Source organism: Thauera sp. 2A1 (assembly GCF_009469595.2).
Taxonomy (GTDB): Bacteria; Pseudomonadota; Gammaproteobacteria; order Burkholderiales; family Rhodocyclaceae; genus Thauera.
This window is the reverse complement of sequence record NZ_SSXV01000004.1, coordinates 225,559-244,067: the sequence shown is the minus strand read 5'-3', so window position 1 is coordinate 244,067 and position 18,509 is coordinate 225,559. Positions and strand designations below refer to the sequence as shown.

At 68.6% G+C, this 18,509-nt stretch carries 18 protein-coding genes; 17 read left to right on the top strand and 1 reads right to left on the bottom strand.

Annotated features, from left to right (window positions below; genetic code table 11):
• The first annotated feature begins 72 nt into the window (after nt 1-72).
• Nucleotides 73-1,512: an exonuclease domain-containing protein gene (locus GH664_RS06075; RefSeq protein ID WP_153167153.1), complete on the top strand. Its 1,440-nt coding sequence runs from the start codon at nt 73-75 to the stop codon at nt 1,510-1,512.
• Nucleotides 1,513-1,560: 48 nt separating this feature from the next.
• On the opposite strand, the gene GH664_RS06070 is transcribed toward GH664_RS06075, so the two are convergent.
• The gene (locus GH664_RS06070; RefSeq protein WP_153167152.1) at nt 1,561-2,253 is read right to left on the bottom strand and encodes a Crp/Fnr family transcriptional regulator; all 693 of its coding nucleotides are present in this window, start codon (nt 2,251-2,253) and stop codon (nt 1,561-1,563) included.
• Between the two features lie 185 nt (nt 2,254-2,438).
• Between GH664_RS06070 and GH664_RS06065 the strand changes: the two genes are divergently transcribed.
• The 16 genes from GH664_RS06065 (at nt 2,439) to GH664_RS05990 (ending at nt 18,508) form a co-directional block, all read left to right on the top strand.
• A complete protein-coding gene (locus GH664_RS06065) occupies nt 2,439-4,349 on the top strand; it encodes an ATP-binding protein (RefSeq protein ID WP_153167151.1) in 1,911 nt (636 codons plus the stop codon).
• Entirely contained in the window at nt 4,346-4,993 is a 648-nt protein-coding gene (narL, locus tag GH664_RS06060) for a two-component system response regulator NarL (RefSeq protein ID WP_153167150.1), read from the top strand. The genes GH664_RS06065 and narL overlap by 4 nt, the downstream gene beginning before the upstream one ends.
• 152 nt (nt 4,994-5,145) lie before the next feature.
• On the top strand, nt 5,146-5,676 hold the full coding sequence (napF, locus tag GH664_RS06055; RefSeq protein ID WP_228111399.1) for a ferredoxin-type protein NapF: 531 nt from the start codon (nt 5,146-5,148) through the stop codon (nt 5,674-5,676).
• The gene (locus tag GH664_RS06050) at nt 5,673-5,927 is read left to right on the top strand and encodes a chaperone NapD (protein ID WP_153167148.1); all 255 of its coding nucleotides are present in this window, start codon (nt 5,673-5,675) and stop codon (nt 5,925-5,927) included. Before napF ends, GH664_RS06050 begins: the two co-directional genes overlap by 4 nt.
• Nucleotide 5,928: 1 nt before the next feature.
• A complete protein-coding gene (napA, locus tag GH664_RS06045) occupies nt 5,929-8,475 on the top strand; it encodes a nitrate reductase catalytic subunit NapA (RefSeq protein WP_153167147.1) in 2,547 nt (848 codons plus the stop codon).
• Nucleotides 8,476-8,601: 126 nt separating this feature from the next.
• Nucleotides 8,602-9,498 carry a ferredoxin-type protein NapG gene (napG, locus tag GH664_RS06040; RefSeq protein WP_153167146.1) on the top strand — a complete coding sequence of 299 codons (897 nt, stop codon included), beginning with the start codon at nt 8,602-8,604 and terminating at the stop codon, nt 9,496-9,498.
• On the top strand, nt 9,495-10,427 hold the full coding sequence (gene napH / locus GH664_RS06035; protein ID WP_153167145.1) for a quinol dehydrogenase ferredoxin subunit NapH: 933 nt from the start codon (nt 9,495-9,497) through the stop codon (nt 10,425-10,427). Before napG ends, napH begins: the two co-directional genes overlap by 4 nt.
• Nucleotides 10,424-10,876 carry a nitrate reductase cytochrome c-type subunit gene (locus tag GH664_RS06030; protein WP_153167144.1) on the top strand — a complete coding sequence of 151 codons (453 nt, stop codon included), beginning with the start codon at nt 10,424-10,426 and terminating at the stop codon, nt 10,874-10,876. Before napH ends, GH664_RS06030 begins: the two co-directional genes overlap by 4 nt.
• 26 nt (nt 10,877-10,902) lie before the next feature.
• Entirely contained in the window at nt 10,903-11,526 is a 624-nt protein-coding gene (locus GH664_RS06025) for a NapC/NirT family cytochrome c (RefSeq protein WP_153167143.1), read from the top strand.
• Between the two features lie 101 nt (nt 11,527-11,627).
• A complete protein-coding gene (locus GH664_RS06020; protein WP_153167142.1) occupies nt 11,628-13,661 on the top strand; it encodes a Wzz/FepE/Etk N-terminal domain-containing protein in 2,034 nt (677 codons plus the stop codon).
• Between the two features lie 63 nt (nt 13,662-13,724).
• Entirely contained in the window at nt 13,725-14,351 is a 627-nt protein-coding gene (gene ccmA / locus GH664_RS06015) for a cytochrome c biogenesis heme-transporting ATPase CcmA (RefSeq protein ID WP_153167141.1), read from the top strand.
• The gene (ccmB, locus tag GH664_RS06010) at nt 14,345-15,013 is read left to right on the top strand and encodes a heme exporter protein CcmB (RefSeq protein ID WP_153167140.1); all 669 of its coding nucleotides are present in this window, start codon (nt 14,345-14,347) and stop codon (nt 15,011-15,013) included. Before ccmA ends, ccmB begins: the two co-directional genes overlap by 7 nt.
• A 24-nt stretch (nt 15,014-15,037) precedes the next feature.
• A complete protein-coding gene (ccmC, locus tag GH664_RS06005; RefSeq protein ID WP_153167139.1) occupies nt 15,038-15,814 on the top strand; it encodes a heme ABC transporter permease CcmC in 777 nt (258 codons plus the stop codon).
• A complete protein-coding gene (gene ccmD, locus GH664_RS06000; RefSeq protein ID WP_153167138.1) occupies nt 15,814-16,044 on the top strand; it encodes a heme exporter protein CcmD in 231 nt (76 codons plus the stop codon). The genes ccmC and ccmD overlap by 1 nt, the downstream gene beginning before the upstream one ends.
• 47 nt (nt 16,045-16,091) lie before the next feature.
• Nucleotides 16,092-16,538, top strand: coding sequence for a cytochrome c maturation protein CcmE (gene ccmE / locus GH664_RS05995; protein WP_153167137.1), 447 nt, complete (start codon nt 16,092-16,094; stop codon nt 16,536-16,538).
• Nucleotides 16,535-18,508, top strand: coding sequence for a heme lyase CcmF/NrfE family subunit (locus GH664_RS05990; RefSeq protein ID WP_153167136.1), 1,974 nt, complete (start codon nt 16,535-16,537; stop codon nt 18,506-18,508). The genes ccmE and GH664_RS05990 overlap by 4 nt, the downstream gene beginning before the upstream one ends.
• Nucleotide 18,509 lies beyond the last annotated feature (1 nt).

Sequence of the window (18,509 nt, the reverse complement as noted above, 5' to 3'; positions counted from 1 at the left end):
CAGGACGCGTGGGCGGGCTTGTCCTGCCCACGCGCTTTTGTGCGTCCTCCTTGCGCAGGAACGCCTGAAGCGATGAGCCTGTCAGCGGGCCTGCCGGCGCGGCTTGCCTTCATCGACGTCGAGACCACCGGTGCCCATCCGGTGCGCGACCGCGTCACCGAGATCGCCATCCTGCGTGTCGAAGAAGGACAGGTGGTGGCGCGCTGGGAGAGCCTGGTCAATCCCGGCATGCCCATCCCGCGCATGATCCAGGACCTCATCGGCATCACCGACGACATGGTGGCACAGGCGCCGCCTTTTGCCGCGCTGGCCGACAGCGTCGCGATGCTGCTCGAGGACTGCGTGTTCGTCGCGCACAACGCGCGCTTCGACTACGGCTTCATCAAGAACGAGTTCGCGCGTGCAGGCCGTACGTTCGACGCGCCGGTGCTGTGCACCGTCAAGCTGTCGCGCGCCCTGCATCCCGAGCATCACCGCCACGGACTCGACGCGTTGATCGAGCGTCATGGGCTGGTGTGCGACGCGCGCCACCGCGCGATGGGCGATACCGAGGTGCTGTGGCAGTTCGCGCGGCTGATGAGCGAACGTTTCGCGCCGGAAGTCGTTGCACGCGCGGCAGACCGCGCCATGAAGGCGGCACCGCATCCCCCGGGCCTGCCCGAAGGCATGCTGGAAGCGGTGCCGGACTCGCCCGGCGTCTATCTCTTCCACGCCGAGCCCGAGCCGCCGCCTGCCGGGCGCAGCGATCGCCCGCTTTACGTCGGCCGCAGCCTCAACCTGCGCGGCAAGGTACGGGAGCATTTCTCCGCCGGGGCAAAGGGCCGCGACGCCGAGCTCGCACGCCAGGTGAGGCGGGTGGACTGGATCGAGACGGCGGGTGAACTCGGCGCGCTGCTGCTCGAGGCTGAACTGCTGCGGCAGTTGCGTCCGACGGCGAACCGCGTCGCGGAGTCGGGCGAGGCTGCCTTCGCCCTGCGCCTGATCGCCAACCGCAAGCGTGCGCCGATCTACGAACGGGTGCCGATCGCCGGCACCGACCCGCTGGGCTGGGAAGGGCTCCACGGCGCCTTCCGCAACCGCCGCGAGGCCGACAACCTGCTGCGAGAGCTCGCGCTGCTGTACCGCTTGTGCCCGCGCCGCCTTGGCCTCGAGCCCGGCACCAGCGGCGCCTGCGCCGCGCATCTGTCGCGGCGCTGCGCCGGCGTGTGCGCGGGGCGTGAATCTGTTGCGGAGCACGATGCGCGGCTGGCGGGCGCGCTGGCGTCGACGGGGCTCAAGCGCTGGCCCTGGGCAGGGGCGGTGATCGTCGCCGAGCGTCACGCCGACAGCGGGCGCGAGGCCTTCCATGCGTTCGACCACTGGTGCCACCTGGGCAGCGTCGAGCGGCGCGAAGAACTGCCGGCCCTGCTTGCGGCCGCCGAACGCCGCTTCGAGCTCGATACCTGGCGCATGCTCGGCCGCTGGCTGGCTGTGCCGGCTCACCAGGCGGCGATCGAACCCATCGCGGTGTGATGCTGCACGCCGCCACTGCGTGCGCCAGCGGCGCGACACGCGGAATGCTCAATGCGCAGCGCAGTTGCGCAACTGCGACAGCTTGTCGAGAACGACCCGGCGGCGCCCTTCGGTGCGGATCAGGCCGTCGCGCGCAAAGCGCGACAGCACCCGGGAGAACGTCTCGGGCGTGAGGTTGAGTTGCGCAGCGATCGTCTGCTTGTCGCTGGACAGGTGGATCTCCCACTGCTCGGCGTCTTCGGGTGCGAGCTGGGCAAGATACTGGGCGACGCGCTGGGTGCTGTTCAATTGCACGCAAAGCTGCAGGTGGGCCATCAGTTCGTAGGCCGCGGCGGCCAGCCGCGCGGTGATGGCCTGCGAGAAGGCGGCCGTTTCGGCCATCGCCTGGCGGAAAGCGGCCACCGGAACGACCAGCAGCCGGCTGCGGCGCTGCGCCTGGATGGTCGCCATGTAGGGGCGGCCGAGCAGCGCCGCCTCCTCGCCGCAGAGGTCGCCGGAGCCCACCAGACGCAGGAGCTTTTCGTTACCCGTCGGCGACAGCAGGACACAGCGCACCTCGCCATCGAGGATCACATGCACGCCAGTGGCGACGTCCAGGGCCTGTGCGAGAATTTCGCCGCGTTCCGCACGGATCAGCTTCGAAGCCGAGATCATGCGCGCGAGGGCGGCGTCGGTGAGCAGGTCGAAAGGAGGAATGCGCTGGAGCTGGGGAATCGAAGGTGCCGGAATCTCGTAATGCATGTTCGTGGCTCCTGGACAGTGAGGCGCCGTGCGCGGCGATGCTGTCATGAAGTCTAGTTGCCATGCTGGCGGTATCCAATGCAGCGCGCCGAAGCATTCGTGGGATCCCATACCTCGAAGGAGGTATTCGCGCTGAATCCAACGTGGCGGACGATCCGGCGGCCGCAGTTCGACAGGAGAATGGTATGGCGCTGAAGCTGCCGCGCTCGCTCGTCAGGCACTCGATCCTGCTGGTGGTGGCCCTGGCGCTCGTTGCGCTGGCCCTGATCGGCCTTGCCGGCATGAGTGCGTCGGTGATGGTGGCCGAGAGCATGCAGGGCAGCGCCAATGCGATCAACGTGGCCGGCAGCCTGCGCCGCCTGACCTACCGCGTCACCGCGCTCGTCGTCACCGATGCGCTGAGCGACGGCGTGCCGGGCGAGCGGGTGCGCGAGGCGATCGCCGATTTCGAGCGCGACCTTGCGCATCCGGCGCTGCAGCGCTTCCTGCAGCGCGACCCGGGTGGCCTGTTTGCCGCCACTTATCGTGGTGTCGAAGCGGCCTGGCGCAGCAGCCTGCGGCCGCGGCTCGAGGAGACGGCGCGCGAAGGCGGGGCGCCGCTGGCGCGCGCCAACGTCGAGCGGCTGCTGGTGGAAATCGATCCTTTCGTCAACCAGCTCGACACGCTGGTGACGGTGCTCGAACAGGACACCGAGGCGCGCATCGCCGACCTGCGGCAGATCCTCGCCGTCGCCATCGCCGCCGTCCTCGTCGTCATCGCGGTGGCACTGCTGCTCCTTCACCGCTCGGTGCACCGCCCGCTGATGGAGCTTTTGCGTGCGGCGCGGGAGATCGCGCGGGGCGATCTTTCCGCACGCGTGGCGCATGTCGGCCATGACGAGCTGGGCCGCGTCGGCGCCACCTTCAACCTGATGGCCAGCGAGATGTCGCGCCAGTACCAGACCCTGGAACAGCGCGTGGCGGAGAAGACCGCCGAACTGCAACGCACCAACCGCTCGCTGGAACTGCTCTACCACGCCATCGCGCGCCTGTACCAGACGCCGACCGCGCCCGAAGCCTACGAGGCGACGCTGCGCGACATCGACCAGATCGCCGGCCTTGCGGGCAGCTTCGTGTGTATCGAGCCGCGCCACGACGGCCCTGCGGCGGTGATCGCATCGACCCTCGGCGCGTGTCCGGACCGGCTCGCTGCAGGAGACGCGGCCTGCGACGCGTGCCGTAATGCGCGCACGCCGAGCTTCGACTGGTCGGCGCGAGAAACCGAACTGCTGCGCCTGCCCTTGCGCGACCGCGAACACCACTATGGCATGCTGCGCCTCTCCCTGCCCGCCGGTGCGCGTCTCGAGGACTGGCAGTTCCAGCTCGTCGAAGCGCTGACGCGGCACATCGGCATGGCGCTCGGTGCCGCCCGCCGCGGCGAGCAGGAGCGTCTTCTGGCGCTGCAGGAAGAGCGCTCGGTGATCGCCCGCGAGCTGCACGATTCGCTCGCGCAGGCCTTGTCGTACATGAAGATCCAGGCCAGCCTGCTGCAGCCCTTGCTCGGCGAGCCGGCGCGCGCTGCGGAGGCCGCCCGCGTACTGACCGACCTGCGCGAGGGCATCAGCGCTGCCTACCGCCAGTTGCGCGAGCTGCTGGTGTCCTTCCGCCTCGAGCTGTCGGGCGATTTCCCCAGCCTGCTGCGCGAGGCGGTGCAGGAGCATGCCGCGCGTGGCGGCGTGACCGTAAAGCTCAGCACCCGGCTGGCGGACTGTGCCCTGAGTCCCAACCAGGAAGTCCACGTTCTGCAGATCGTGCGCGAAGCCCTGTCGAACATGGTGCGCCACGCCCACGCTCACAGCGCGTCGGTGACGCTGTCATGCGACGCCGGTGACGAGGTCAGCGTGACGATCGAGGATGATGGCGTCGGGCTGGGCGAGCCGCCGGCCGATCCGTGGCAGCATCATGGTCTCGCCATCATGCGCGAGCGTGCGCGGGGCCTCGGCGGCACACTCGAGATCGGCGCCGGACCCGGCCGCGGAACACGCGTCAGCCTGCGCTTTCGCGCCGAGCGCCACCAACCTGTGCCAGTCGCTCCCAGCCTGGAGAAGCCCCTTTGAACAATGAGCTGCAACGCGTCCTGATCGTCGATGACCATCCCCTCTTCCGCAAGGGGCTGGCGCAGATGTTGCAAACGATTCCGGCCTTCCACCTTGTGGGCGAAGCGGCCGGCGGCGCCGAGGGGCTGGCGCTGGCGCAGGAGCTGCAGCCTGACCTGATACTGCTCGATCTCAACATGCGCGACGTGGGCGGCATCGAGGTGCTGCGCGGCCTGCGCGCGGCACAGCTCGACGCGCGGGTGGTCATGATCACCGTGTCCGACCGCGCCGCCGACCTGGTCGCCGCGCTGCAGGCCGGCGCCGACGGCTACCTGCTGAAGGACATGGAGCCGGAGGCGATGATGGCCGCATTGCGCGATGCCGCCGCGGGCCGCATCGTGGTGTCCGAGCAGCTCACCCATCTGCTGGCGGCCGCGCTGCGCGGCGACAACCGGCCGCATACCGCGGCGGCGGCGGGGTTGACCGAGCAGGAAGCGCGCATCCTGGAGAAGATCGCCGCCGGCCTGTCGAACAAGCTCATCGGACGGGAACTCGACATCGCCGAGGGCACGGTGAAGGTGCACGTCAAGCATATCCTGCGCAAGCTCGAGCTGCGCTCGCGGGTCGAGGCGGCGGTGTGGGCAGTGGAGCATCTGCGCGGTTGATCCGCACGCGGCGCGGCGGCGAAGGGCGCGCCGGTGCATGCAACGAATTTCGCGTGAAATAACCCATGTTGCGGGCGCAGTCTTGATGGGAATCAATGGCCGCGTTCGCGTTATGGCTTTCAATCGTCCCTGTCGATTGCCTGGAGCTTGTCGTGGACGCTGCCTCATTGTCGCGTCGTGGTTTCTTGCGCGGACGCGTGAACGCGGCCGCCGCCCAGCGTCCGCCATGGGCGCGGGACGAGGTCGACTTCACTGCGCGCTGCACGCGCTGCAATGCCTGCATCGATCACTGCCCCACGCACATCCTGGTGCGCGCCGACGGGGGTTACCCTGCGGTCGACTTCAGTCGCGGCGAATGCACTTTCTGCGGCGAGTGCCTGAGCCGCTGCGAACCCCGCGCGCTGTTCCGCACTGACGACGACGCAGCGCCGTGGCCGTTGCGCGCGCGCATCGGCGATGCCTGCCTGGCTGCACAGGGGGTCGAGTGCCGCATCTGCGGCGAGGCCTGCCCGACCGGCGCCATCCGCTTCCGGCCACGGCTCGGCGGTGTTGCGCTGCCGGCGCTGGAAATCGATGCCTGCAATGGCTGCGGCGCCTGCTTCGGACCCTGCCCGGTGCGCACGATTGCGATCGCGCCCATGGATCCGCGCGAAACGAACGCCCTCACGGAGGTCAAGCAATGAAGATCGCAAGTCTGGTCGTGCGGGCGATGCCGCGCGATTTCCCCGAGGTGCAGGAGGCCCTGCGCCGCATTCCGGGCGTCGAGCTGCATGGAGCGTCGGCCGAGACCGGCAAGATCATCGTCACCGTGGAAGACGGTGAGGGCTGGTCGGTCGCCGATTCCATCGTGGCCGTAAACATGGCACCGAAAGTCCACGGCGTGACGCTCGCCTACGAATACACCGACGAAGGTCTCGAACATCTGGAGGCATGAAATGACCATGGATCGACGCGAATTCATCAAGACCAACGCGATCGCTGCCGCAGCGGCGACCGCCGGCATCGGCATCCCGGTGGTCGCCGAGGCGCAGACCAAAGGGCCGGACGGGACCAAGGTGCGCTGGGACAAGGCCGCCTGCCGCTTCTGCGGCACCGGCTGCTCGGTGCTCGTCGGCGTGCAGAACGGGCGCGTGGTGGCCACCCAGGGCGATCCCGATTCGCCCGTCAACCGCGGCCTGAACTGCATCAAGGGCTACTTCCTGTCCAAGATCATGTACGGCGACGACCGCCTCACCAAGCCGCTGCTGCGCATGAAGAACGGCAAGTACGACAAGAACGGCGAGTTCACGCCCATCACCTGGAACCAGGCGTTCGACATCATGGCCGAGAAGTGGAAGGCCGCGATCAAGGCCACCGGACCGGATTCGATCGCGATGTTCGGCTCCGGCCAATGGACGATCTGGGAAGGCTACGCCGCCTCCAAGCTGTACAAGGCCGGCTTCCGCACCAACAACCTCGACCCCAATGCGCGCCACTGCATGGCCTCCGCGGTGGCGGGCTTCATGCGCACCTTCGGCATCGACGAGCCGATGGGCTGCTACGACGACATCGAGAACACCGACACCTTCGTGTTGTGGGGCTCGAACATGGCCGAGATGCACCCCATCCTGTGGAGCCGCATTACCGACCGGCGCCTGTCCAAGGAGGGCACCGAAGTTCACGTGCTGTCGACTTTCGAGCACCGCTCCTACGAGCTCGCCGACAACCCGATGATCTTCGTGCCGCAGACCGACCTGGCGATCCTCAACTACATCTGCAACCACATCATCCAGACCAAGCGGGTCAACACCGCTTTCGTCAATCGCAACGTCAAGTTCAAGATGGGCGAGACCGACATCGGCTTCGGCCTGCGTCCCAACCATGTGCTGGAGGCCAAGGCCACCAACAATGGCTATCCGGACGCCGAGGGCAAGCCCAAGGGCGACACCGGCGCCGCCAAGGACATCAGCTTCGACGAGTTCGCCAAGTTCGTCTCCACCTACACTGCCGAATACACCTCCAAGCTGTCCGGCGTTCCGGTGGACAAGCTCAAGCGGCTGGCCGAGGTCTATGCCGACCCCAACCGCAAGGTGGTGTCGTTCTGGACCATGGGCTTCAACCAGCACACCCGCGGCACCTGGGTGAACAACATGATCTACAACGTCCACCTGCTGGTGGGCAAGATCAGCGAACCGGGCAACAGCCCGTTCTCGCTCACCGGCCAGCCTTCGGCCTGCGGCACGGCGCGCGAAGTCGGCACCTTCTCGCACCGCCTGCCGGCCGACATGGTCGTCACCAACCCGGTGCACCGCGCCCATACCGAGGAGATCTGGAAGCTGCCCGAAGGGACCATCCCGGCCAAGGTCGGCCTGCATGCGGTGGCGCAGAGCCGCGCGCTGAAGGACGGCAAGATCAAGTGCTACTGGACCACCACCACCAACAACATGCAGGCGGGTCCCAACGTCAATGGCGAGGTCTACCCGGGCTGGCGCAATCCGGAAGCCTTCGTCGTCGTGTCGGACGTGTACCCGACCGTGTCGGCGCTGTCGGCCGACCTGATCCTGCCGAGCGCGATGTGGACCGAGAAGGAAGGCGCCTTCGGCAACGCCGAGCGCCGTACCCAGTTCTGGCGCCAGCAGGTGTCCGCGCCGGGCGAGGCCAAGTCCGACCTGTGGCAGTACATGGAGTTCTCCAAGCGCTTCAAGGTCGAGGAAGTGTGGCCGGCCGAACTCATCGCGAAGAAGCCGGAGTACAAGGGCAAGACCTTGTTCGACGTGCTGTACGCCAATGGCCAGGTGAACAGGTTCCCGCTCACCGACGTCGAGAAGGCGAACGGGCATGCCATCAAGGGCTACATGAACGACGAGTCGAAGGCACTCGGCTTCTACCTGCAGAAGGGCCTGTTCGAGGAATACGCGATGTTCGGCCGCGGCCACGGCCATGACCTCGCAGACTTCGACATGTACCACAAGGCGCGCGGCCTGCGCTGGCCGGTGGTGGAAGGCAAGGAAACCCTGTGGCGCTTCCGCGAGGGCTACGACCCGTACGTGAAGACCGGCGAGGGCGTGAAGTTCTACGGCCACAAGGACAACAAGGCGGTGGTGTTCGCGCTGCCCTACCAGGATCCTCCCGAGAAGCCCGACGCCGAGTTCGACATGTGGCTGTGCACCGGCCGCGTGCTGGAGCACTGGCACACCGGCTCGATGACGCGCCGCGTGCCCGAGCTGCACAAGGCGGTGCCCGAGGCACAGATCTTCATGCATCCGGACGATGCCACCAAGCGCGGCCTGCAGCGCGGCATGACGGTGAAGGTCGCCTCGCGTCGCGGCGAGATCGTCGCCCGGCTGGAGACGCGCGGCCGCAACAAGCCGCCGGTGGGCTTGATCTTCATACCCTTCTTCGACGAGGGCCGGTTGGTGAACAAGCTCACGCTGGACGCCACCTGCCCCATCTCGAAGGAAACCGACTACAAGAAGTGCGCGGTGAAGGTGACCAAGGTCTGAGGAAGCGACGAGGCATGAGGCGGGCGGCTGCGTGAGCGGTCGCCTGCCGGGCAAGACGCCGCCTCGTCGGCCCGTCCGCCACGGACGGGCGCGAGCGCGACGTTGTGCCGTGCCCGGGAAGGGATCATGAGCGACCACCACACATCCAGCCAGGCCAGCGCGCAGTCGAGCGCGGTGCCGTCTTCGCGCCGCCGCTTCCTCAAGGATGCGGCCGGTGTCGCGGGCGGCGCGGGCCTGCTCGCGCTGGGCGCCGGACTGTATGCGCGCCAGGCGTCGGCCCTGCCGGCAACGGCCATCCGGCCGCCGGGCGCGCTGGCGGAAGCCGATTTCCTTGCCGCCTGCGTGCGCTGCGGGCTGTGCGTGCGCGACTGCCCCTACGACACCCTGAAGCTGGCCCGGCTGGGTGACGGCGTTGCCACCGGCACACCCTATTTCGAGGCGCGCAAGATCGCATGCGAGATGTGCGACGACATCCCGTGCGTCGCCGCCTGCCCCACCGGCGCGCTGGACCATGGCCTGAAGGAGATCGGCAAGGCGAAGATGGGCCTCGCGGTGCTGATCGACCAGGAGAACTGCCTCAATTTTCTCGGCTTGCGCTGCGATGTCTGCTACCGCGTGTGCCCGGTGATCGACAAGGCGATCACCCTGGAGCGCATCCACAATCCGCGCTCCGACCGCCATGCGATGCTGCTGCCGACGGTGCATTCCGAGTACTGCACCGGCTGCGGCAAGTGCGAGAAATCCTGCGTGCTGCCGGGCGAGGCGGCGATCAAGGTGTTGCCGATCAAGCTCGCCCAGGGCTCCAAGGCCGAGCACTACCTGCGCGGCTGGGAAGAGAAGAAGGCTGCCGGTGAGTCGCTCATCGGCAAGCAGGTGGAGCTGCCGGTGCGCGGCCTGGAAGGCAAGGCCTATGGCGACACCCGAGTCGCTCCGGGCGAGGGGCCAGCCGCCGGCGAGGGGGCGGTTCCCGACTACAAGCCTCCGTTCCGGCCGGGCGGCGTCGATTCCGGATGGAAGCCATGAGCGCCCAGGGCACCGTCGGCGAAGGCGGGCGCAAGCTGCCGCCCACCAGCGTGCGCGGTGCGGCGCGGCGCGGCGTGGCGGCGAGGCCCGGGCGCGAGGCGATCGCGGCCAAGGGCTGGCTGCGGGCGCACAAGTGGCTGCTGCTGCGCCGCCTGTCCCAGCTCGGCATCCTCGCGCTGTTCCTGGCCGGCCCCTGGTTCGGCCTGTGGATCGTGAAGGGCAACCTGTCCTCCAGCCTGACGCTGGGTGTGTTGCCCCTCACCGACCCCTTCCTGCTGGCGCAGCAGCTTGCCGCCGGTCACTGGCCCTATCGCGAGGCGCTGCTCGGCGGCGGCATCGTGCTGGCCTTCTACCTGCTGTTCGGCGGCCGGCTGTTCTGCTCCTGGGTGTGCCCGGTGAACATGGTCACCGATGCCGCGGCCTGGCTGCGGCGGCGCGTGGGCTTGAAGGGCGGCAAGGTGCCCGCGGGCAGCACGCGCTACTGGCTGCTGGGCTTCGTGCTGGTGGCGGCAGCGGCGACCGGTTCGCTGGCCTGGGAGTGGGTCAACCCGGTGTCCATGCTGCATCGCGCACTGATCTTCGGCTTCGGCCTGGCGTGGGGCATCGTCGGCGGCATTTTCCTGTACGACCTGCTCATCGCGCCCCGCGGCTGGTGCGGACACCTGTGCCCGCAGGGCGCCTTCTACGGCTTGCTTGGGCGCGTCACGCTGGTGCGCGTGTCGGCCGACCGACGTTCGGCCTGCAACGACTGCATGGACTGCTTCGCGGTGTGTCCCGAACCCCAGGTCATCCGTCCGGCGCTGAAGGGCGTCGGCCAGGACCATCCGCTGATCCTCGATGGCGACTGCACGAGTTGCGGCCGTTGCGTCGATGTCTGCGGCAAGGATGTTTTCCGTATTACGACCCGATTCAACAGGAGCGAGTCATGAAAAAACCCACCCGTAAACTCGTGCTTGCGTTCGTGGCCGCGCTCGGGCTTGCCGCTGCGCTGCCGCCGTCCGCCAGTGCGCAGGCCGTCAAGAGCATCCGCGGCAGCGATGTTTCCGCGCCGGAAGCCGCACCTGGCGGCTTCAAGCCGATTCCCGATCAGGCGCCGATCCAGCGCGACTACGTGCAGCAGCCGCCGCTGATCCCGCACAAGGTCGAAGGCTACGAAGTCACCAAGAACTTCAACAAATGCATGGATTGCCACGCCTGGAGCCGCTACAAGGAGACCGGCGCGACCAAGGTCAGCCTGACGCACTTCAAGGACCGCGACGGTGGCGAACTGTCCAACGTCTCGCCGCGGCGCTACTTCTGCATGCAGTGTCACGTGCCGCAGACCGACGCCAAACCCCTGGTGGGCAACCAGTTCCAGCGCGCGGAAGGGCTGCGCTAGGCCAGCGACGAGATCGGGGATAAACCATGAGCGACAACAACAAGACCCTGATGCAGAAGATCCGCGGTGCGGGCTGGAGCGCGATCGCCATCCTGTTCGCCGCGGGCATCGTCTTCTGGGGCGGCTTCAACTGGGCCCTGGAAATGACGAACAGGGAGAAGTTCTGCATTTCCTGCCACGAGATGGAGGAGAACGTCTTCAAGGAATACCGCAACACCATCCACTACCAGAACCGCACCGGTGTGCGCGCGACCTGCCCGGACTGCCACGTGCCCAAGGAGTGGGTGCCCAAGATGATCCGCAAGATCCAGGCTTCGAAGGAGGTCTACGGCAAGGTCATGGGCACCATCAACACGCCGGAGAAGTTCCAGGCCGAGCGCATCCGCCTGGCGCAGAACGAGTGGCGTCGCATGAAGGCGAACAACTCGCAGGAGTGCCGCAACTGCCACAACTACGAGTACTTCGATTACTCGGTGCAGGGTCGTCGCTCCAACCAGATGCACCAGACGGGCCTCGCCGCGGGCCAGACCTGCATCGACTGCCACAAGGGCATCGCCCACCAGTTGCCGCCGATTGCGCAGGACATCGGTGCCGACCATGGCGGCGTGGTGCCTGAAGTGATGCATCCGCAACCGCCGAAGGCGCAGTAAGCTTCTCCGCATACGGGGAAAGCCTGAGGCCGGCAGTGCGGCCGCGGGCCTTCCCTGGTGTTCGTCGCGTGCGAGCGCGGGGAAACGTCGAGGAGTTGCCCATGCCGGACTTCAGGACCTTGCTCCGACCCGCAGCCGTGGTCGACGCGGAGCGCCCCGAGGACATCGCCGCACGCGGCAACCGCAGGCGGCTGCGCGTGTTCATTCTGGTGCTGCTGCCGGTCCTGCTCCTGGGCCTGGCCTACACTTTCCTGCGCACGCCCGAATACCGCGCCCAGGCACGCATCGCCGTCAAGCCTGCCGGCATCGTTGCCGATCTGCCGGGCACGGCCGGTGAGCGGGCGACGGTGTCGACCACCGTGACCGACGCCGCGTCCGCCAGCCTGCAGGCCGAGGCCGGCGTGCTGTCGAGCCGGCCGGTGATCGAAGCGGCACTTGCCGCGCTGCGCCGGCAGGGCGTCGAGCTGCACGAATTCGGCGTCGAGCCGGCCCAGGCGGTGCAGGCGGCGCTCAGCGTGGAGCCGGTGCCGGACAGCAACATCATCAGCCTGGCGGCGACCGGCCCGTATCCCGAGCATCTCGCCGCGGTGCTCAATGCCTTGATCGAGGCCTACTCGAGTCGTCTGCTCGACAGCTATGCGAGCGCTTCGGGCGGCGAGATCGATGCGCTGCGACAGGAACTGTCCGACCTCAACCGCCGCCTCGAGGACAGGCGCAAGGCGCTGGAGGATTTCCGCCAGGCCAATGACATCGTTTCCGGCGAGCGCGACGAGAACCAGGTGCTGGCGCGGGTGAAGGGGCTTGCCGCCTCGCTGAACCAGGCCAACGAGAAGCTCGCCAAAGCCGAGGGCCGGGTGCGTTCCCTGCGCGAATCCATCGCCGCCGGCAAGCCGGTGGTGCGCGCGCGCGACAACCCGACGCTGGCGGGCCTGGAGTCGCGTGCTTCGCAGTTGCGCGAATCGCTGGGCGAGATCGCGCGCACGCATACGCCGCAGTTCATGGACATGGATCCCGAGGCGCGTCGGCTGCGTTCGCGTCTGGCCGAGGTCGAGGCCCAGATCGGCGAGACCCGGGCGACGGCCGGGCAGGTGTCGCTCACCGAGGCCGAGGAGGAACTCGCCACCGCACGCGAGGAGCAGCAGACCCTGCAGGCGCAGCTCGCGCGCGACCGTGGGGCAGTGCATGCCTTCTCGCGCAGTTTCAGCACTTTCAAGTCGATGCAGGAAGAGCTGGCGCAACTCGAGGCCAGCCGCAGTACGCTGTCCGAACGATTGCTGCGCACCGAGGCCAGCGAGCGCTCGCGCATGCCCTCGGTACAGGTCATCGAGGCGGCTACCGCGCCGCTCCGCGCCTACCGGCCGGACTATGCGCGCGACGCCGGGATCAGCCTTGCCGTGGCGGTCGGACTCGCCCTGCTCGCCATGGGGCTCACCGAGCTGTTCAACCGGCCGCCGCGACCTTCGATGGCACCGGTGATCGTGCCGCAGCCGTGGATCGCCGTCGGGCGCGAGTCCACTCCGCCGGCCGTCGCGGCCGGCCTTGCGCCGCGGATTCCGGCAGCCGGGGCGCCGCGGCTCGCCGCGCCGACCGCGCTGGAGCGCGAGCTGTCCCAGGAGGAGCTGGCTGCATTGCTGGCCAACCTGCATGTGGACGACGTGGCATGGGCGGGCCTGTTGCTGTGCGGCGCCACGCTGGACGAGGCGCGCAGCCTGTCGGCCACCGACGTGGACGCGGCTGGCGGCAGCGTGCACCTCGGCGGCGCTGCCGCACGCGAGCTTCCCGTCCCCGCGGCGCTTTTCAGCAGGCTGCAAGCCGCCATTCAGCGCACGGGCGACGGCGTCGTGCTGGTGCCGGGCGCGGATGAAGAGCTGCAGCGCAGACTGCTGTGCGCCGCGCACGACGCGGGGCTGGATAACCCGGCCGCGGTCACGCCGGGCGCGCTGCGCCACACCTGCATCGCCCACCTGGTCCGCCAGGGTTTGCGCTTCAGCGACCTGGACCGCGTCGCAGGCCCGCTGCCGGCCGACGCGCTCGCCGCTTATGCCGAGCTGTCACCGCCCGGGGTGCGGCGTTCGCTCGCCGAACTCCAGCGCTTCATGCCGGCGCTGGATCACATCGGGCGCGCCGCGGCTTGAGGGACGCGATCCCGCCGCCGCTGCGGCGAAGTCGCGATCGCGGCCGGCTATAATCACGGCCCTATGCTCGAAGCCCACGATCTCGCCTGCCTGAAGGGCGACCGCCTGCTGTTCCGCGGCCTTGCCCTGCGCCTGCAGGCGGGCGGCTTGCTGCGCGTGGCGGGGCCCAACGGCGTGGGCAAGACCAGCCTGCTGCGGCTCGTGACGGGGCTGGCGCTGCCCGAGGCGGGTGAGGTGCGCTGGCGCAGCGTCGGCATCCGTAGCGACCGCGAGGCCCTGCACCGCGAACTGCTCTACCTCGGCCATGCGCCGGCGCTGAACGACCTGCTGACACCGCTGGAGAACCTGCGCTTCGCCTGCGCCGCGGCCGGCGACGACGTGGACGAGCAGAGCTGTGTCACCGCACTCGCCCGCATCGGCCTCGAGAATCAGCTCGATCTGCCGGCGCGCGTGCTGTCGCAGGGCCAGCGGCGGCGCGTCGGTCTGGCGCGGCTGTTCCTGTCGGCGCGGCGGCCGCTGTGGGTGCTCGACGAACCCTTCACCGCGCTCGACGTTGCTGCAGTGGCCGAGCTTGCGGCGACGCTGTCGGACCATTGCGACGCTGGCGGCATGGTCATGCTCACCACCCACCAGGACGCGCCCTTCACGCGCGTACCCGATGTACTGGACGTCGGGGCCTACGCATGCTGAGTGCTTTCTTCGCCGTGCTGCGGCGCGACCTGCTGCTGGCCTGGCGCGGCCGCGCCGACGTGCTGGTGACGCTGGCCTTCTTCGTCATCGTCGTCTGCCTGTTCCCGTTTGGCGTCGGTGCCGAAGCCAACCTGCTGCGCACCATCGCCCCCGGCGTGCTGTGGGTCGCTGCGCTGCTGGCCTGCCTGCTGTCACTGCATCGGCTGTTCGCGCAGGACCACGCCGATGGAACCCTGGAGCAGCTCCTGCTGTCTAGCGAGCCGGCCGTACTGTGGGTGACGGCCAAGGTGCTCGCCTTCTGGCTCACCACCGGTCTGCCTGTGGTGGTGGTGGCGCCGGTGCTGGGGATGCTGCTTGACCTCGAGCAAGGCGCCTACCCGGCGCTGGTAATAAGTTTGGTGCTCGGCACGCCCATCCTCGCGCTGCTCGGCGCGGTGGGTGCGGCGCTGACGCTGGGGCTGCGCGGCGGCGGCATGCTGCTGGCGCTGCTGGTGCTGCCGCTGTTCGTGCCGGTGCTGATCTTCGGCGCCGGCGCGGTCGAGGCGGAATTGTCCGGCACTGGCGCGACCGCGCACCTGCTGCTGCTCGGCGGCGGCCTGGCCGGCGCGCTGGCGCTGGCGCCCTGGGCCTGCGTGGCGGCGCTGCGCGTGTCGACCGAATGATGTTGTGCGACTGAACCGAACCTGATGAGCAGACCCGATCGCGGCCCCAGCATCCTGCGCTTCGCCGCCCCGCAGAACTTCTACCCCCTGGCAGGCCGCCTCGCCCCGTGGTTCGCTGGTGCCGCCGCATTGCTGACCCTCGCAGGCCTGTGGCTGAGCTTCTTCGTCGCGCCCACCGACGCCACCCAGGGCGAGGTGTACAGGGTCATCTTCATCCACGTGCCGGCAGCGTGGATGTCGATGTTCGTCTACCTGGTGATGGCCTTCTGGTCCGCCGTCGGCCTGGTCATGAACACCCGCCTGTCCTTCCTCATGAGCCAGGCGCTGGCGCCCACCGGCGCCATGTTCTGCGTCGTCGCGCTGTGGACCGGCGCGCTGTGGGGCAAACCGACCTGGGGCACCTACTGGGTGTGGGATGCACGCCTCACCTCGCAGGCGCTGCTGCTGTTCCTCTATCTCGGCTTCATCGCGCTCACGCGCGCCATCGAGGATCCGCGCCGTGCCGACCGCGCCGGCGCCATCATCGCGCTGGTGGGTGCGGTCAACGTGCCGGTGATCTATTTCTCGGTCAAATGGTGGAACACGCTGCACCAGGGCGCTTCCGTCAGCCTCACCAAGGCACCGTCGATGGCCACCACCATGCTCGCGGGCATGCTGGTGATGGCCGTCGCCGCCTGGGCCTACACGCTGGCGGTGGTGCTGTGGCGGGTGCGGTCGATGATCCTGGAGCGCGAGCGTCACACCGAATGGGTGGGGGCCGAATTGATGCGTGAAGCGCTGCGTCAGGGAGGGCGCGCCTGATGCAATGGGAAAGCTGGTCCGCGTTCTGGAACATGGGTGGCGCGGGCTTCTTCGTGTGGGGCAGCTATGGCCTCACTTTCGCGCTCGTCGCGCTGGAACTCGTGCTCGTGTTTCAGCGTCGGAAGGACACCGTGAATCGATTGCTGCGCTGGCGCAAGGCCGTGGGCAGGAATGGCAGCGGCGTTGGCGCCGGCAAAGAGTCCCCGGGCGAGTCCCGGGCAATCCCGTAACAGCCCTCGTAGTGGGCCGGCACGTGCCGGCGTGGAGTCGCAAGCGAATGAAACCCCGTAGCAAACGTCTGGTGCTCGTCGGCGTCGGTGTCGCGCTGCTGGTCGGCGCCGTAGCGCTGGTGCTGAACGCGTTCCAGCAGAACCTGGTGTTCTTCCACACGCCGACCGAGGTCGCCGCCGGCAAGGCGCCGACCGGGCGCACCTTCCGCATCGGCGGGCTGGTGGAAGTCGGCTCGGTACAGCGCGAGCCCGACGGCGTGACGGTGCGCTTCGCCGTCACCGACACCGCGAAGACGATACCCGTGTCCTACCAGGGCACGCTGCCCGACCTCTTCAAGGAGGGCAAGGGCGCGGTGGTGCAGGGCCGGCTGGAAGCCGACGGGACCTTCCGCGCCTCCGAGGTGCTCGCCAAGCACGACGAAAACTACATGCCGCCCGAGGCCGCCCACGCGGTGGAGCAGGCGCACAAGGCCGGCGCGACGGTGAAACCATGATCCCCGAACTCGGCCATTTCTCCCTCGTCCTCGCCTTCGTCCTGTCGCTGGTGCAGGCGGTGGTGCCGCTGGTCGGCGCCAGCCGCAACCGCGCCGCATTGATGGCGGTCGGGCGGCCTGCGGCGCAGGGCCAGTTCTTCTTCGTCGCCTTCTCCTTCGCCTGCCTGACCTGGGCCTTCATCACCAGCGACTTCTCGGTGGAATACGTGGCGCTGCATTCCAACACCGCCACGCCGCTGTACTACCGCATCACCGGCGTGTGGGGCAGCCACGAGGGCTCGCTGCTGCTGTGGGCACTGGTGCTGGCCCTGTGGACGGTGGCGGTCACGGTGTTTTCGCGCCACCTGCCGGATGTCTTCCTCGCCCGCGTGCTGGGTGTGCTGGGCTGCATCAGCGTCGGCTTCCTCGCCTTCCTGCTGGTCACCTCCAACCCTTTCGAGCGCCTGCTGCCGGGCGCGCCTGAAGGGCGCGACCTGAATCCGCTGCTGCAGGACCCGGGCATGATCATCCACCCGCCGCTGCTCTACATGGGCTACGTGGGTTTCTCGGTGGCCTTCGCCTTCGCCATCGCCGCGCTGCTGTCGGGCCGCATGGATGCCGCCTGGGCGCGCTGGTCGCGGCCGTGGACGACGGTGGCCTGGGTGTTCCTGACCGCTGGCATCACCGTCGGCTCGGGCTGGGCCTACTACGAGCTGGGCTGGGGCGGCTGGTGGTTCTGGGATCCGGTGGAAAACGCCTCCTTCATGCCCTGGCTGCTCGGCACCGCGCTGATCCATTCGCTCGCCGTCACCGAGAAGCGCGGCGCCTTCCGGAGCTGGACGGTGTTGCTGGCGATCGGCGCCTTCTCGCTGTCGCTGCTCGGCACCTTCCTGGTGCGCTCAGGGGTGATCACCAGCGTACATGCCTTCGCCACCGATCCGAAGCGCGGCCTGTTCATCCTGTTCCTGCTCGTCGTCGTCATCGGCGTGTCGCTGCTGCTGTACGCCTGGCGCGCGCCGAGGCTGTCGGGCGGCGGCAGCTTCGCCTTCGTGTCGCGCGAGACGGCGCTGCTGGGCAACAACGTGCTGCTGTCGGTGGCTTCCGCGTCGGTGCTGCTCGGCACCTTGTACCCGCTCTTCCTCGACGCGCTGGGCATGGGCAAGATCTCGGTCGGTCCGCCGTACTTCGAAGCGGTGTTCGTGCCGCTGATGACGCCGGTGGTGGTGCTGATGATGTTCGGCCCCTTCCTGCGCTGGAAGGGCGACACGCTGGGCCCCGTGCTGCGCCGCGTCGCACCGGCCTTCGTTGCCAGCATCGCCATCGGCGTCGGTGCCGCCTTCGCCATCGGCCATGCCACGCCACGCACCATGCTCGGTCTGGCGCTCGCCGCCTGGGTGGTGCTCGCCAGCGCGCAGCAGCTCGTCGCACGCCTGGGCGAACGCCCCGGTGCCGCGTCCGCGGCGCGCCTGCGCGGCATCCCTTCGGCCTGGTGGGGCATGTGGCTGGCGCACCTGGGCATCGGGATCTTCATCATCGGCGTGACGCTGGTGGGCAGCCTCAACCAGAGCCTGGACGTGAAGATGCGCGAGGGCCAGCGCGCCGAGCTTGCCGGCTACAGCTTCGTCTTTCGCGGTGTGCAGGATGCGGCCGGACCCAACTTCGATGCCTCGCGTGCCACCCTGGACGTGAGCCGCAGTGGCGTCGCGATCGCCACGCTGCACCCGGAAAAGCGGCTCTACCGCGCGCAGGGCATGCCGATGACCGAGGCCGACCTCGACATCGGGCCGTTCCGCGATGTGTACGTGTCACTCGGCGAGCAACTGCCCGACGGAAGCTGGATCGTCAGCCTGTACTACAAACCCTTCATAAGCTGGATCTGGCTGGGCTGCGCGCTGATGGCGCTGGGCGGCATCTTCGCCGCGTCCGACCGCCGCTACCGCAAGCTGGCCGAGCGCAGCGCGCCGGCCGCCGCGGCGCGGCAGGCAGCCTGAG